The 13,432-nt window shown below is 73.4% G+C and carries 14 protein-coding genes; 4 read left to right on the top strand and 10 right to left on the bottom strand.

The features are described from left to right. Nucleotides 1-18: 18 nt before the first annotated feature. The 4 genes from ACNJ93_RS15470 to ACNJ93_RS15455 form a co-directional block, all read right to left on the bottom strand. Nucleotides 19-486 (bottom strand): copper chaperone PCu(A)C, encoded by a 468-nt coding sequence (locus ACNJ93_RS15470; RefSeq protein ID WP_418957993.1) that lies wholly within the window; start codon nt 484-486, stop codon nt 19-21. After that, a complete protein-coding gene (locus tag ACNJ93_RS15465; protein WP_418957992.1) occupies nt 483-1,184 on the bottom strand; it encodes an SCO family protein in 702 nt (233 codons plus the stop codon). Before ACNJ93_RS15465 ends, ACNJ93_RS15470 begins: the two co-directional genes overlap by 4 nt. 42 nt (nt 1,185-1,226) lie before the next feature. Next, the gene (locus tag ACNJ93_RS15460; protein ID WP_418957991.1) at nt 1,227-1,979 is read right to left on the bottom strand and encodes a YcnI family protein; all 753 of its coding nucleotides are present in this window, start codon (nt 1,977-1,979) and stop codon (nt 1,227-1,229) included. A 107-nt stretch (nt 1,980-2,086) separates the two neighbouring features. Further along, complete coding sequence (locus ACNJ93_RS15455) at nt 2,087-2,968, bottom strand: hypothetical protein (protein WP_418957990.1); 882 nt, start codon at nt 2,966-2,968, stop codon at nt 2,087-2,089. 241 nt (nt 2,969-3,209) lie between these two features. Between ACNJ93_RS15455 and ACNJ93_RS15450 the strand changes: the two genes are divergently transcribed. Continuing rightward, nucleotides 3,210-3,650: an ATP-binding protein gene (locus ACNJ93_RS15450; protein ID WP_418957989.1), complete on the top strand. Its 441-nt coding sequence runs from the start codon at nt 3,210-3,212 to the stop codon at nt 3,648-3,650. A 120-nt stretch (nt 3,651-3,770) separates the two neighbouring features. On the opposite strand, the gene ACNJ93_RS15445 is transcribed toward ACNJ93_RS15450, so the two are convergent. The 3 genes from ACNJ93_RS15445 to ACNJ93_RS15435 all read right to left on the bottom strand — a co-directional run bounded on the left by ACNJ93_RS15445 (nt 3,771) and on the right by ACNJ93_RS15435 (nt 7,228). After that, entirely contained in the window at nt 3,771-5,228 is a 1,458-nt protein-coding gene (locus tag ACNJ93_RS15445) for an aminopeptidase P family protein (RefSeq protein ID WP_418957988.1), read from the bottom strand. A gap of 151 nt (nt 5,229-5,379) precedes the next feature. Next, on the bottom strand, nt 5,380-6,885 hold the full coding sequence (locus ACNJ93_RS15440; RefSeq protein WP_418957987.1) for a PP2C family protein-serine/threonine phosphatase: 1,506 nt from the start codon (nt 6,883-6,885) through the stop codon (nt 5,380-5,382). A 214-nt stretch (nt 6,886-7,099) separates the two neighbouring features. Beyond that, on the bottom strand, nt 7,100-7,228 hold the full coding sequence (locus ACNJ93_RS15435; protein ID WP_418957986.1) for a hypothetical protein: 129 nt from the start codon (nt 7,226-7,228) through the stop codon (nt 7,100-7,102). On the opposite strand from ACNJ93_RS15435, the gene ACNJ93_RS15430 reads away from it, so the two are divergent. After that, a complete protein-coding gene (locus tag ACNJ93_RS15430; protein WP_418957985.1) occupies nt 7,227-7,910 on the top strand; it encodes a bifunctional DNA primase/polymerase in 684 nt (227 codons plus the stop codon). The genes ACNJ93_RS15435 and ACNJ93_RS15430 overlap by 2 nt on opposite strands. Nucleotides 7,911-8,079: 169 nt before the next feature. Further along, nucleotides 8,080-8,637: a hypothetical protein gene (locus ACNJ93_RS15425; protein WP_418957984.1), complete on the top strand. Its 558-nt coding sequence runs from the start codon at nt 8,080-8,082 to the stop codon at nt 8,635-8,637. Nucleotides 8,638-8,868: 231 nt separating this feature from the next. Here the strand turns inward: ACNJ93_RS15425 and ACNJ93_RS15420 are convergent, their stop codons facing one another. The 3 genes from ACNJ93_RS15420 to ACNJ93_RS15410 all read right to left on the bottom strand — a co-directional run bounded on the left by ACNJ93_RS15420 (nt 8,869) and on the right by ACNJ93_RS15410 (nt 11,629). After that, on the bottom strand, nt 8,869-9,837 hold the full coding sequence (locus ACNJ93_RS15420) for a DUF5926 family protein (RefSeq protein ID WP_418957983.1): 969 nt from the start codon (nt 9,835-9,837) through the stop codon (nt 8,869-8,871). 265 nt (nt 9,838-10,102) lie between these two features. Further along, nucleotides 10,103-10,702 (bottom strand): ATP-binding protein, encoded by a 600-nt coding sequence (locus tag ACNJ93_RS15415; RefSeq protein WP_418957982.1) that lies wholly within the window; start codon nt 10,700-10,702, stop codon nt 10,103-10,105. A gap of 120 nt (nt 10,703-10,822) precedes the next feature. Continuing rightward, nucleotides 10,823-11,629, bottom strand: a complete 807-nt coding sequence (locus ACNJ93_RS15410) for a glycerophosphodiester phosphodiesterase (RefSeq protein WP_418957981.1) — start codon at nt 11,627-11,629, stop codon at nt 10,823-10,825. Between the two features lie 190 nt (nt 11,630-11,819). Here ACNJ93_RS15410 and ACNJ93_RS15405 point away from each other — a divergent pair, with 190 nt between their 5' ends. After that, nucleotides 11,820-13,313, top strand: coding sequence for a S1C family serine protease (locus ACNJ93_RS15405; protein ID WP_418957980.1), 1,494 nt, complete (start codon nt 11,820-11,822; stop codon nt 13,311-13,313). The last annotated feature ends 119 nt before the right edge of the window (nt 13,314-13,432 follow it).

Here is a 13,432-nt window from a genome sequence, read left to right as displayed (position 1 = left end):
TGAACCCCTCAGTCAAGCTCAGTGCTTCTGCGGGTTGTGGTTGGGCGCCTCGACGGGAAGCTCGACGGTGATCGGCTCGGACTTCTCGAAGTGGAGCTGGATGCTCACCTTGTCGCCCTGCTTCGGCTTCTGCTTGATTTTCATGAACATGATGTGGCTGCCGCCCCGTTCGAGACGCAGCTCTCCGTTGGCAGGGATGTCGAAGGACTCCACCTGCCGCATCTTCTGGTTCTTCGTCTCGTGGATCTGGACGTCGTCGGAGAGCGGGCTCGTGACGGAGGTGAGCTTGTCGGCGGCCCCGCCGGTGTTCTTGACGGTCAGGAAGCCGCCGGCCATGTCCATCACCGGCTGCGGCATGAAGGCGCCGCTGACCTCGAGCTTCGGCTCGCCCGAGGACTTCGCCTCCCCGCCGGACGAGGAGCAGCCGCTCAGGGCGAGCGCGGCGACGAGGGCGACGGCGGACAGGGCGGTGGTGCGGCGGGTCACGGGTTCTCCCCCTTGATGAGCTTCGGCAGGTCGGCGGCGTACTGGTCGGCCGTGGTGTCCTCGCCGTACAGGACGTAGCCCTGGTCGGTCTTCGGCGAGAAGGCGATGACCTGCGCTCCGTGCATGGAGACGACGGAGCCGTCCTTCTCCTTCTTCGGCGGGTCGATGCCGATGCCCAGCTGCCGGGCGCCGGCCTGGATCGTGGCGAAGTCGCCGGTGAGACCGGTGAAGGAGGGGTCGCCGGCGGCGGGCAGCCACTTGGCGAGCTCGGCGGAGGTGTCCCGCTCGGGGTCGGTGGTGACGAAGACGACCTGGAGCTTGTCCTGGTCGGCCTGGGGGAGTTTCTTCTTGGCGATGGCGATGTTGCTCATCGTCAGGGGGCAGACGTCCGGGCAGTGGGTGTAGCCGAAGTAGATGAGCGTCGGCTTGCCCTTGGTCATGGCCTTCAGGTCGTACGGCTTGCCCTTGGTGTCGGTGAGGACGAGGTCGGGCTTGGCGAACGGCCGGTCGAGGACGGTGGCCGCCTTGGCGCTGTCGGCGGTGCCGGAGACCTCGGCGACGCTGCTCTGGGCGTGGTGCTCGTCCCCGCCGCCGCAGGCGGTGAGGGTGAGCGCGGCCGCGGCGGTGAGGGCGGCGGCGGCCAGGGCGGTGCCGCGGCGGCGGGCAGGCCGGGCCGTGGCGCGGTGGTGCTGGTTCATGTGACGGGTTCTCTTTCGGATGGCTCGGCGGAGGTCCGGTCGTCAGGCGGCCGGGCGGCGGCGGGACAGCACGCCGAACGCGACGCCGGCGGCGCCGACGAGGATGCCGACGACGCCGAGCACACGGGCGGTGTTGTCCGTGGAGTCGGCGGTCTCGGCGTGGGCGGCGGCGCCCGCCTTCTCGGCGGTCTCGCCGTGGCCGGCGGCCTTGCCGTCGCTCGCGGCGGCGCCGCCGTGGTGGTCCGCCGTGGCGGCGCTCAGCTTCAGGACCGGCGCGGGGTTCTGCGGCTCGGCGGCGCCCTCCTTGGGCTCCTCGATCCAGCGCACGACCTCGTTGTTGTCGTAGGTCTGCAGGGCCTTGATCACGAGCCGGTCGGTGTTCTCGGGCAGCCGGCCGAGCGAGAGCGGGAACTGCTGGAACTGGCCGGGGCCGATCTTGGAGTCGTCGGCGGTCCAGGTGACCTTGGACACGGCCTCGGTGATCTTCTTGCCGTGCAGGTCCAGCGGCTTGGCGAGCTTGGTCCGGGTGACCTCGGCCTTCCAGCCGGGGACCGGCTGCGGCATCACGGAGGCCAGCGGGTGCTCGGCGGGGAAGTTGACCTCGACCTTCACCGTGGACGCGTTGTCCCGCTCGTTCGGGACCTTGACGTTGACGGTGGCGTAGCCGCCCTTGGCGGCCTCGCCCTGCGGCTGTACGCCGATGTGCGCGAAGGCCGTGCCGGAGAGCAGCACGGAGGAGGTGAGGACGAGACCGCCGGCGACGGCGGCGCGGGAGAGGTACGAGGAAGCCTTCATGGCGTGACACTCCACGGTTCGACAGGGGGAACGGAGGCCCGCCGCGCGCACGCGGGCGGCGCGCGGACAGGGGGCAGGCGCGGCCCCCCTCTGTCGGGTGGACCGCGTCAGGCCGCGAGGACGCACACGCCGGCGGGCGGGCCGCGCCGGATCACGGTGTGCTGGAGTGCCTCGGCCGTGGTCGGCGGCGAGGAGTCGTCGGCGGTGCGCGAGGGGCGTCGCGGCCCGGAGGCCGGCAGCCCGGGCAGGCCGGCGAGGAGGGACCGTACGAGGGTCAGCGCGCCCCGCAGCCGGCGGACGAGCGCGGCCTCGGCGAGCCCGGTCGCGCCCTCGGCGGAGAGCCGGGCCAGCCGCCCGAGCGCGAGGTCGCCGTGGCGCAGCAGCCAGCCGGTGGCCAGCGCGGCCAGCAGGTGGCCGAGCAGCATGGGCAGCGACGGCACGAGTTCGGCACTCGCGAGGCCGCCGGGGAAACCACCCGAGAGAACACCGGAGCCGGAGAAGGAGCCCGTGCCCGGGGTGCCGAGTCCGGTGTGGAGATGGCTCGTTCCGGCCGCCTCGGCCGCCACGCGCGCCGGGTCGAGTCCGGCCGCCGTGACGATGCGGGCGGCGTCGGCGGGGGTGAGGGCCGCGCCCGCGCCCGCTCCGCAGACGAGCCGGGCGGCCATGCGGATCAGCGCCGCGTCGGCCTCCGGCCCGGCCACCAGCCGCTGCTGCAGCAGCTGCCCGATCCCGAACAGGGCGTGCAGCCCGAGCTGTCCGGCCGCCAGCGCGCCGGCGACCGCGGGCAGCGACCGCTCCCGGCCGGCGAACGGCAGGATCAGCGCGAAGACGCCGAGGAAGCCGGCGGCCACGGTCCACAGCGCGATGCCCGCGCACGCGGCGAGCACATGGCCCAGCGCGGACAGCACGACGCAGACCGCGGTGAACACCGCGGCCCTCATGAGCCGCGGGGCGGCTCCGGCGTGTGCGGCCGGCGTGGAGGCAGACATGGCGGGGCTCATCATCCCACCCCCCTCTCCCGGTTCACGCGGCAGGTCCGGAAGATCACGCTTTGCGGCCCCACCCTCCCGGCCGACGCCCCGGGAACGCCTCGCGAACACCCCGGCATACACCGGTGTCCGGGCGCGTCGGTATCCGCCGTATGAGCGCTCTCACGTTCCCCCCGGGCTTACGAAGCGTGGCGAGGGGCAATACGTAGGGGTACGTCGAGCCGCGGCTGGAGGGTGGAGCATGAGCATCTGGTGGTCTCTCCATCTCCGGCGCGAGGCTGCCAGCGTGCCGCTGGCCAGGAGGCTCCTGCTCGGCACGATGGAGACGGCGGGCGTCGACCCCGACATCTCCTACGAACTGTCGGTCGCGCTCACCGAGGCCTGCGCCAACGCCGTGGAGCACGGCGGCGCCGAGGGGCGCGGCCGGGCGTCGGAGGCGTACCGGGTCACCGCGTACCTCGACGGCGAGACCTGCCGCATCGAAGTGGCCGACTCCGGCCCGGGGTTCTCCGAGGACGCGCCCGCGCCCGCGCCGGCCGACGCCGAGCACGGTAGGGGGCTCCGGCTGATCGAGGAGCTGGCCGACCACGTCCACTTCGGCCGTACGGGCCGGGGCGGGGCGCTCGTCAGCTTCGACAAGATCGTCAAATGGCGCCCGGACGCCCCCCTCGCCCTCACCTGACCCCGGCCGACGACCAAGCCCTCGCCGACGACCAAGCCCTCGCCGACGACCAAGCCTCGCCGACGACGAAGCCCCCGCCGAGAAGATCGGCAGGGGCTCCGGCGGGACAGTAACGGCAGATCAGCCCTTCAGCCGGGCCATCCACGCCTCGACCTCGTCCGCCTGACGCGGCAGCGAGGCGGACAGGTTCCGGTTGCAGTCCTCCGTCACGAGGATGTCGTCCTCGATCCGCACGCCGATGCCTCGGTACTCCTCCGGCACCGTCAGGTCGTCGGCCTGGAAGTACAGGCCCGGCTCGACGGTCAGGCACATGCCCGGCTCCAGCGTCGCGTCGACGTACGCCTCGACGCGCGCCGCGGCGCAGTCGTGGACGTCCATGCCGAGCATGTGGCCAGTGCCGTGCAGGGTCCAGCGGCGCTGCAGACCGAGCTCCAGGACGCGGTCGACCGGACCCTCGACGAGGCCCCACTCGACGAGCTTCTCGGCGAGCACGCGCTGTGCGGCGTCGTGGAAGTCGCGGTAGGCGGCGCCCGGCTTCACCGCGGCGATGCCGGCCTCCTGCGCCTCGTAGACGGCGTCGTAGATCTTGCGCTGGATCTCCGAGTACCGGCCGTTGATCGGCAGGGTGCGGGTGACGTCGGCGGTGTAGAGCTCGGTGGTCTCCACGCCGGCGTCGAGCAGCAGCAGGTCGCCGGAGCGGACCGCGCCGTCGTTGCGGACCCAGTGCAGGGTGCAGGCGTGCGGGCCGGCGGCGCAGATGGAGCCGTAGCCGACGTCGTTGCCCTCGACGCGGGCGCGCAGGAAGAACGTGCCCTCGATGTAGCGCTCGCTGGTCGCCTCGGCCCGGTCGAGGACCTTGACGACGTCCTCGAAGCCGCGGGCGGTGGAGTCGCAGGCCTTCTGCAGCTCGGCGATCTCGAACTCGTCCTTGATCAGCCGGGCCTCGGAGAGGTAGACCCGCAGTTCCTCGTCGCGCTCGGCGGTGACCTTGTCGGTCAGGGCCGCCTCGATGCCGGCGTCGTGGCCGCGCACGTTGCGGACCGGGCCGGTGGCCTCCTTGAGGGCCTCCGGCAGCTCGCGGACGTCCTTCGCCGGGATCCCGAGGAGCTGCTCGGCCTCGGCGAGGGAGTGGCGGCGGCCGACCCACAGCTCGCCCATCCCGTCGAGCCAGAACTCGCCGTTCTCGCGGTTCGAGCGGGGCAGCAGGTAGATCGTCGCCTCGTGGCCGTCGGCCGTGGGCTCCAGGACGAGGACGCCGTCGTGCGTCTGGTCGCCGGTGAGGTAGGCGTACTCGGTCGAGGCGCGGAAGCTGTACTCGGTGTCGTTCGACCGGGTCTTCAGGTTGCCCGCGGGGATCACCAGGCGCTCGCCCGGGAAGCGCGCGGAGAGCGCGGCGCGGCGGGCGGCGGTGTGCGCGGCCTGCGGGATCGGCTCCAGGCCGTGCAGCTCCGTGTCGGCCCAGCCGGACTTCATGTTCTCGGCCAGCTCGTCGGACACGCCCTGGTACAGACCGTTCTTGCGCTGCTTGATCGGCTCTTCGGCCTCGTCCGGGGTCTCCGGGGTGAGCTCATCGGCCACGGGGTCCGCCTCCTTTGGTACGACACTGGACCATCCCCATCGTACGGTCGTACGGAAGGGGGCCCAGGGCCGTTGGACCTGTTACCGACCGGTCACCGACCGGTCACCCGTCCCGTCCGGCCGGAAGGCGCCCCCGGAGCGGCCGCGGCACTCACTCGAAGCGGGCCGCGAGCAGCACCACGTCCTCGCCGTCGGCCCCCCGGTCCAGCTCCTCCGGAAGCATCGTCCGCAGCACGTGGTCGGCGACGGCGCCGGGGTCCGCGCGGTCGGCCTTCGGCACGCTCGCCGCGGCGGCGTGCAGCCGCGCGAACGCCCGGTCCATGGGGTCGCCGGTCCGGCGGAGCAGCCCGTCGGTGTACAGCAGCACCGTTTCTCCAGGCTCGGGAGTGAACTCGACGCTCGGCGCCTCCCAGCAGGAGAGCATCCCGAGCGGCGCGGACAGCGAGGTCTCCAGGTACTCGGTGCGGTGCTCCCCGACGACCAGCGGCGGGGTGTGCCCGGCCCCGGCCAGGACGAGCCGGCGCAGCCCCGGCTCGGCGTACGCGAACAGCGCGGTCGCCGTGCGGGCCGGTTCGGTGAGCCGGAGCAGCAGCTCCAGGTCGGACAGGACGGCGACCGGGTCCTCGCCCTCCATGACCGCGTACGCCCGAAGGGAGGCGCGCAGCCGGCCCATGGCGGCCAGGGCGCTGGGGCCGCCGCCGGAGACCGAGCCGACGGCCAGGCCGAGCGCGCCCTCGGGCAGCGGCAGCGCGTCGTACCAGTCGCCGCCGCCGCGCGGGTCCGTGCGGCGCCGGGCGGCCAGCTGGACGCCGGGGACGCGGGGGAGCCGGCTGGGCAGCAGTTCCTCGGCGACGGTGGCGAGCTCGGTGCGGGCCCGGCGCAGTGCGACGAGGCGGGCGAGGTGGGAGGAGGCGTAGGTGACGTAGTGGCCGATGAGGCGGCGCTGGCGTTCGCCGGGTTCGGCGGGCTCGTCGTACAGCCAGACGACCGCGCCGAGCCGTTCGGAACCCCTCTCACCGCCCTCCTGGCTCTCTTCGGCGAGCGGCAGGGCGTAGCTGGCGGCGTAGCCGAGCCGGGCGGCGACCTCGCGCTGGCGCGGGTCGAGCCCCGCCTCGGCGAGCAGATCGGGGTGGGCGCCGGGGTCCGGCAGTCCGTCGAGGATGCGCCCGTACGAGGTGGCGCTGCGGGGCACGGTCTCGATGGTGCCGAGGTCGGCGTGGGCGAGGCCGAGGCCGACGGTGGTGACGGGGCCGAGTCCGTCGGCGGGTTCGAGGACGGCCATGCCCCGGCGGGCGCCGACCAGGGCGGAGCCGGCGCGCAGCAGCTCGGCGAGGGCGTCGTCGAGCGTGGCGGTCCTGGCCAGGCGTTCGATGAGTTCGTGGAGGGTGCTGAGGTCGGAGACCCAGCCGGCCAGCCGGTCCTGGATCAGGGCGCCGGGCGGGGCGGGGGCCACGAGCTCGGGGTGAGCGCCCGCAGTGTGCGCCGGACTGGGGACGGTGGAGTCGATTCCGGCCACTTTCGGCGGGCGGGGGGCTGTCATGGTCGTCGGCTTTCCGACGGGTGTGTTTCGTGCCTGAGCATCGCAAACCCCCATGTCAATCTGCGCCGCCAGCAATGCATCCACATGTACACGCACCCGAGGAGGGATGTCCAGCATTGTCCCTGCGGGACTTGTGGTGTCCGTGAGTCGGACCGAGGTGTTGAACTGGGGGCGAACTTGGCCGAAAATTACCCCCGGTGCGCACCTTTTGCGGTCGACTGACGTCGTTTGAAAGAGCGTTGAGTCGATGCCGTGTCGGGTACGTACACGGTGATGGCCCTTACCGCCGCAGGCGACAGCGGGCGCAGAGCATGCGCCGCCTCGCCACGCGTCAGATGAACGACGAGCCCGACTCGGCCCCGGTTTCCAGGGGCGGCGAAGCGCTGATACGCACAGTGAACAGATCCACACGTGGTGTGATGTGGACCTCGGCGTTCAACGGAAAGGAACGAGCGCTCATGCGCGAGATCCTCGGAAGGCGACGCAGGCTCCGGTTCCGGCGCACGGAAAGGACCGGGCAGCTTCGGACAGCGCTGACCTGCGCTGTCGCATGGCAATGGCCGGTGGTTCCCGGAGTGGGACTCGCGGCGGCCGGCAGCCGCGGTGACCGCGGGCGCGGCTGCGCCTGCCCCGACCCCGAGTGCGTCGTCCCCGGCGCGCACCCCCTCGACCCCGGGCTGCTGGCGGCCACCACCGACGAGCGCATGGTGCGCTGGTGGTGGACCGAGCGCCCCGACGCCCCGGTGGTCCTCGCCACCGGCGGCCGCGCGCCCTGCGCGGTGAGCCTGCCGGCGGTCGCCGGCGCGCGGGCGCTGCGCGTGCTCGACGGCTGGGGCATGCGGCTCGGGCCCGTGGTGGCCACGCCGACGCGGCTGGCGCTGCTGGTCGCGCCGTACGGGATGGAGCAGCTGGGCGAGCTGCTGTACGCGAAGGACTCGGTGCCGAGCTCGCTGCGGTTCCACGGCGAGGGCGGGTACCTCGTGCTGCCGCCCTCGGTGGGCGGGGCCGGGCAGGTGCGCTGGGAGCGCGCGCCGCTGGAGGGCTCGGCGCGGCCGTGGCTGCCGGACGTGGAGGCGGTCGTGGACGCCCTCGTCGAGGCGAGCGCGAGCGCCCCGGGCGGCGGGAGCCGGCTGGCGTACTGAGCCGGCCGGGGCGGCGGCGTACGGAACCGGGAGTCGCCGGGGGCCTCGCGTCACCCGTACGGGTGTGAGCGGGGCCCAGTTGTACGGGAATCGGGCGCACGGAGGCCCGGGGGCGCGCCGGGCGTCGCTATCGTCGGGGCGGCAGCGTCGCGACGGCACAGGTGGGGCCATGAATCTGCGGGTGATCGGGCTCGGAGCCGCGGTCGTGTGCGCGGTGCTCGTACCGCTGGCCGCGTTCGCCGGCGAGGGCGGGAGCGAGCGCGGCGGACTGCTGTCCGTGGTGGGCGCACCGGCCCCGGAGCCCCCGAGCCCCGCCGCGGCCCCTCCGGCGGGATCCTCCGCGGCGCCGTCCCGGGCCCCCGCCCCGCCGCCGCCCCGCACCTCGTCCTGCGGACCCGAACTCACCTCCCCCGACGGCATCGAGGCGCAGACCTGCGTCCTGCGGCAGGGCACGCAGACCTGGGCGCGTACGTACTACCGCAACGCCTCGGGCCAGGAGCTGTCCGCGGTGCTCACTTTGATGGCCCCCGGAGGGCGCACCGTGCAGATGCATTGCGCGGTTTCCGCGGCGGACGAGCCGGGCGCCTGTGAAACTCCGCGGGAACGCACGAGAGAACCGGTTTCGGAGTACAGCGCGGTGGCGGAGTTCGCCGGTGCGGGCGAGGGGGACTCGACTCCTCTGTTGTTGCGGTCGGGAAGCAACGCGCCCGCCGCGCAAGGGAGTTGATCGTCCGGCGGCGGATGCGGCCGGCCCGGACAAAGAGAAGGCCCGATCGCTGGCGACGGGGGATGCACCAGCGACCGGGCTTCTAGAACCGTAACAAGAGATCTGCCGTTCGCAAATTCGATCTCGTGAATTCAGTCAGGTATTCGCCGGGGCGGGGCGGCGTGTTGTGGCGGAGGTCACCGACTGGTCGGTCTGTCAGCCGCCCCGCCCCGCACCCGGGCGCCCCGGGGTTCAGCTCAGGGTGACCTGACGGTTCGTGAGACCGCCGCGGGCGCGCCGCTGCTCGGGGGTGAGCGGGGCGTCCTCGGCGAGCGCCGCGGCCAGCCGCTCGGCGAACTCGGCCGCCGGCTTCTCGCAGTCGTCCGCGCGCATCTCGCTGGGCAGGTCCCACACCGGCACCATGAGGCCGTGGGCCCGGAAGGAGCCGACGAGGCGCGTGCCCTCGCCCAGCGAGGAGATCCCGGCCGCGTGCAGCCTGGCCAGCGCGTCGAGCAGCTTCTCCTCCGGGTGCGGCATGACCCAGCGCAGGTGGTTCTTCTCCGGGGTCTCGCACCAGTACGCGGCGTCCACGCCGGTCAGCCGGACCGTCGGGATCGCGGCGGCGTTGGCGCGCTCCAGGGAGGCGGTGACCTCGGGGGAGGCGTTGTCGCCGGACTCGGGGACCCAGAACTCGAAGCCCTCGTGCACCTCCGGCGCAAAATCGACGTCCGCGTCGAGCAGTTCCTGCAGGCGCGGGCCCTCGGCCGGCACGCGGCGGGCGGGCACCGGGCTGCCGGGCTCGGTCTCCAGGGCGCGCTGGAGGGTGTCGGCCAGGTCGCGCGCGAGGTCGCCCGAGGAGGACTCGTTCTGCAGCGCGAGGAGGATCGAGCCGTCGTCGCGGCGCAGCGCCGGCCAGGCCATCGGCAGCACGGTCGCCAGCGTCACCGAGGGCACGCCCTCCGGCAGTCCGCCCTTCAGCGCGAGCGGCGCGGTGGCGGCGGGCACCAGCTCGCGCAGGGCGACCCAGTCGCACTCGCCGTTCAGGCCCTCGAAGGGGCGCTGGACGTGCTGGGTGACGGCGTGCGCGGCGGCCCGCCCGTGACACGCCTTGTAGCGGCGACCCGAACCGCACGGGCAGGGCTCGCGGGCCCCGACGACCGGGATCTCTCCGTCGGTCTGCTGCGGCGTGACGGCCTTCGTCTGGGGGCGCTTCTTGGCCATGGTGTGGCTTTCTCCCGATAGCGGCGGTGCGTTCTCCGCCGCGAGCCTAGCCGCCCGGGGCCCGCGCGGGGGCGCGTCGGGGGACGGCGGTGCCGTCCGGGTGCCGCGCGCGTGTCGCCCGTACGCCTGTGCCGGGCGGGGGGCGTCCGCATCCTGTGCCGGGCGGGGGTGGCGCGTCGCAGGACGTCCGGACCCGCGACGGCAGCCGTACGCCCGGCCCGTACACCCTCGTCCCGCGCCTGCCCTCGTACGGCCGCCGGTGGCGTCAGTCCAGGTCCTCGTACGCGTCGAGGAGTTCGTACCCCGGGCCGGCGACGCTCGTCGCGAAGTCCTCGCGGCGGTGCCCGGCGGCGACCAGGACCCAGACCGTGACCTCGCCGGTCGCGCTGTCCCGTACGCCCCAGTCCTGGGCCAGGGCGCTGATGATGTTCAGCCCGCGGCCGCCGCGTGCGGTGACCGAGGGCGTGGCCGGAACCGGGCGGGTCGGACCACCGCCGTCCGTGACCTCGACCGTCAGCCCGCCCGCCGCGTCCAGCCGCCAGGCCGCGCGCACGTCGCCGTCCCCGACCTCCGCGTGCCCCAGCGGTCTGCCGTGCCGGCAGGCGTTGCTGAGCAGCTCGGAAAGGATCAGTACCGCGTCGTCGACGACCGATTCGGCCACTCCGCTGCGGTGCAACTGCTCCCGCATCCGGTGCCGCGCTTCCCCCACGCCCGCAGGGCCATGGGGTACGGCCATGCTCGACGACGTGGGCACCTCCTGTGCCACCACCAACGCCACCCCCGAGACCTCCTTCACCCCACGCCACGGTGTCAATGCCCCTGCGGCCTGTACCGGAAACCGGTGAGTAAGGCTCCGATGACGCACTTGTGACGCACGATCACGGTCCGAACGCGCCGGTGCACTCCCTGTAAAGGATGTGACGGGAGGGGCGGACGGGATGAAATCGCTTTCCTGGGGCGGGTTATCGCTCCCCTGGGACGGCGTTCAGCCGCGGCCGAGGTGGGACAGCACCTGCTTGGGCCGGTTCGTGATGATCGCCTCGACGCCGAGTCGCGCGCAGAGTTCGACGTCCTCGGGGTCGTCGACCGTCCACACGTGCACCTGGTGCCCGGCCTGCTGGAGCCGGAGCACGACGGTGGGGTGGTTGCGCACGATGCGGATGGAGGGGCCCGCGATGCGGGTGGTGCCGGGCAGCCGGCCGTCCCTGAGGCGCGGGGTGAGGAACTGGGTGAGGTGGACGGTGGGGAGGGTCGGCGCGGCGCGCTCGATGCGCTGCAGGGAGCGGGCGGAGAAGCTCATGACCCGGACGGGCGAGTCGTCCGGCTCCGGCTCGGCCAGTCCGAACCGGCGCAGGAGTTCCAGCAGGCGCGCCTCCACCTGGCCGGCGTACCGGGTGGGGTGCTTGGTCTCGATGGCCAGGTCGATGCGGCGGCCGGCGTCGGCGACGAGTTCGAGCAGCCGCTCCAGGGTGAGGACGGAGGTGTACTCGCGGTCTCCCCAGTCCGGGCCCTCGTTCGCCTCCTCGCGGCCCTTCCACGTGCCGAAGTCGAGTGCGGCGAGATCGGCGAGCTCCAGCGCGGAGACGGCGCCGCGGCCGTTGGAGGTGCGGTCGACGCGGCGGTCGTGAACGCAGACGAGGTGGCCGTCCGCGGTGAGCCGGACGTCGCATTCGAGCGCGTCGGCACCGTCCTCGATGGCCTTCACGTAGGCCGCGAGGGTGTGTTCGGGGGCGTCCTCGGAGGCGCCGCGGTGGGCGACGACCTGGATCGTGTGCTGCCGTGCGTGGGTCACCGCGACATGGTGACATCCACGGGGCGGCAGACCCATGGGTGCGTGGGGCGATGATCGCCGAATGTCCGTTATGTCCGTAATAAAGGATCCTGGGTGAACCCACAGGTCCCGCTTACAGTGGCCTGACGGCCGGTGGGAAAAGCTGACCCGTGGACAGACGACGACCTGCGCAGTGATTGAGGAGAGAGCTGTGAGCACCGAGAACGAGGGCGCCAGGACACCGGCGGAGTCGAGCGCCCCGTCCGCACCTCCTGCACCTCCCGCCCCACCGACGCCGGACGTCGCCGACCCGTCGGCGGCGGCTCCGTCGAGCGAGCCCGGGCACTCCCCCCGGTCCGAGCCCGCCACCGCGCCGCTGCCGACGGTCCCGCCCGCGCCGACGCAGGCCCCGGCCGCCGCGGAGGCACCGGCCTCCGCCCCCGCGCCGGCCCCGGCCTCCGCGCACCAGCAGGCGGGATGGCCGCCGCCTCCGCCGGCCGTCCCCGCGTACGGGGCGGGCGGCGGCGGTGGGCCGGTCTGGGGCGCGCCCGTTCCGGCGGCGCCCGGGCCGCAGTCCCCGCGCCGGCGCACCGGCGGCCTGGTGGCCGCGGTGCTCGCGGCGGCGCTCGTGGCGGGCGGCGTCGGAGGCGGCATCGGGTACTGGGCGGCCGAGCGCAACGACGACACGGTGAGTTCGACGACGGTCTCCTCGGGGAACTCCCCGGCCGACTTCAAGCGCGCGCCGGGCACGGTCGCGGCGGTGGCGGGCAAGGCGCTGCCGAGCGTCGTCACGATCCAGGCGAAGACCGGCGGCGCGGACGGCGAGGGCGGCACGGGCACGGGCTTCGTGTACGACAAGGAAGGCCACATCCTCACCAACAACCACGTGGTGGCGTCCGCGGCGGAGGGCGGCGGCACGCTGTCGGCGACCTTCTCGGACGGCAAGACGTACGACGCCGAGGTCGTCGGCCGGGCGCAGGGCTACGACGTGGCGGTGCTGAAGCTGAAGAAGGCCCCGGAGGGCCTGGAGCCGCTGCCACTGGGCAACTCCGACAAGGTCGCCGTCGGCGACTCGACGATCGCGATCGGCGCGCCGTTCGGCCTGTCGAACACGGTCACCACGGGCATCATCAGCGCCAAGAACCGCCCGGTGGCCTCGGGCGACGGCTCCGGCGGCGGCAACTCGTACATGAGCGCGCTGCAGACGGACGCGTCGATCAACCCGGGCAACTCGGGTGGCCCGCTGCTCGACGCGAGCGGCGCGGTGATCGGCATCAACTCCGCGATCCAGTCGGCGGGCAACGGGATGGGCCAGTCGCAGGCGGGCTCGATCGGGCTCGGCTTCGCGATCCCGATCAACCAGGCGAAGAACGTCGCGGAGCAGCTGATCAAGACCGGCCAGCCGGTGTACCCGGTGATCGGCGCGACGGTGAACATGACCGACAAGGGCGAGGGCGCGGCCATCGCCGAGGAGGGCGCGGGCGGCACCCCGGCGGTGACCCCGAACGGGCCCGCGGCGAAGGCGGGTCTGAAGCCGGGCGACGTGATCACCGAGTTCGGCGGCAAGCAGATCGACAGCGGCCCGACGCTGATCTCCGAGATCTGGACCCACCGCCCCGGCGACCGCGTCGAGCTCACCTACGAACGCGACGGCAAGCCGACCGAGGTCACCGTCACCCTCGGCAAGCGCACGGGCGACAACTGACGGACGGGTGTGACCCCGTGAGAAGGGCTGCCGAGCAGATCGGCAGCCCTTTCCCCTCAGCGTGATGCGCGCGCACGGCGGTCGACGCGGCCGTCACTCCCGCCACATGACTCAGTGCC

This window comes from Streptomyces tritici (assembly GCF_048500665.1).
Lineage (GTDB): Bacteria > Actinomycetota > Actinomycetes > Streptomycetales > Streptomycetaceae > Streptomyces > Streptomyces tritici.
The sequence above is the reverse complement of the archived record's forward strand: the minus strand, read 5'-3'. Positions and strand labels throughout refer to the sequence as shown.

Coding starts and splice junctions, on each gene's coding strand:
- ACNJ93_RS15465 (WP_418957992.1), bottom strand. CDS start 1,184: ATGAACCAGCACCACCGCGCCACGGCCCGGCCTGCCCGCCGCCGCGGC.
- ACNJ93_RS15460 (WP_418957991.1), bottom strand. CDS start 1,979: ATGAAGGCTTCCTCGTACCTCTCCCGCGCCGCCGTCGCCGGCGGTCTC.
- ACNJ93_RS15455 (WP_418957990.1), bottom strand. CDS start 2,968: ATGTCTGCCTCCACGCCGGCCGCACACGCCGGAGCCGCCCCGCGGCTC.
- ACNJ93_RS15450 (WP_418957989.1), top strand. CDS start 3,210: ATGAGCATCTGGTGGTCTCTCCATCTCCGGCGCGAGGCTGCCAGCGTG.
- ACNJ93_RS15440 (WP_418957987.1), bottom strand. CDS start 6,885: ATGCTGGACATCCCTCCTCGGGTGCGTGTACATGTGGATGCATTGCTG.
- ACNJ93_RS15430 (WP_418957985.1), top strand. CDS start 7,227: ATGCGCGAGATCCTCGGAAGGCGACGCAGGCTCCGGTTCCGGCGCACG.
- ACNJ93_RS15435 (WP_418957986.1), bottom strand. CDS start 7,228: ATGAGCGCTCGTTCCTTTCCGTTGAACGCCGAGGTCCACATCACACCA.
- ACNJ93_RS15425 (WP_418957984.1), top strand. CDS start 8,080: ATGAATCTGCGGGTGATCGGGCTCGGAGCCGCGGTCGTGTGCGCGGTG.
- ACNJ93_RS15420 (WP_418957983.1), bottom strand. CDS start 9,837: ATGGCCAAGAAGCGCCCCCAGACGAAGGCCGTCACGCCGCAGCAGACC.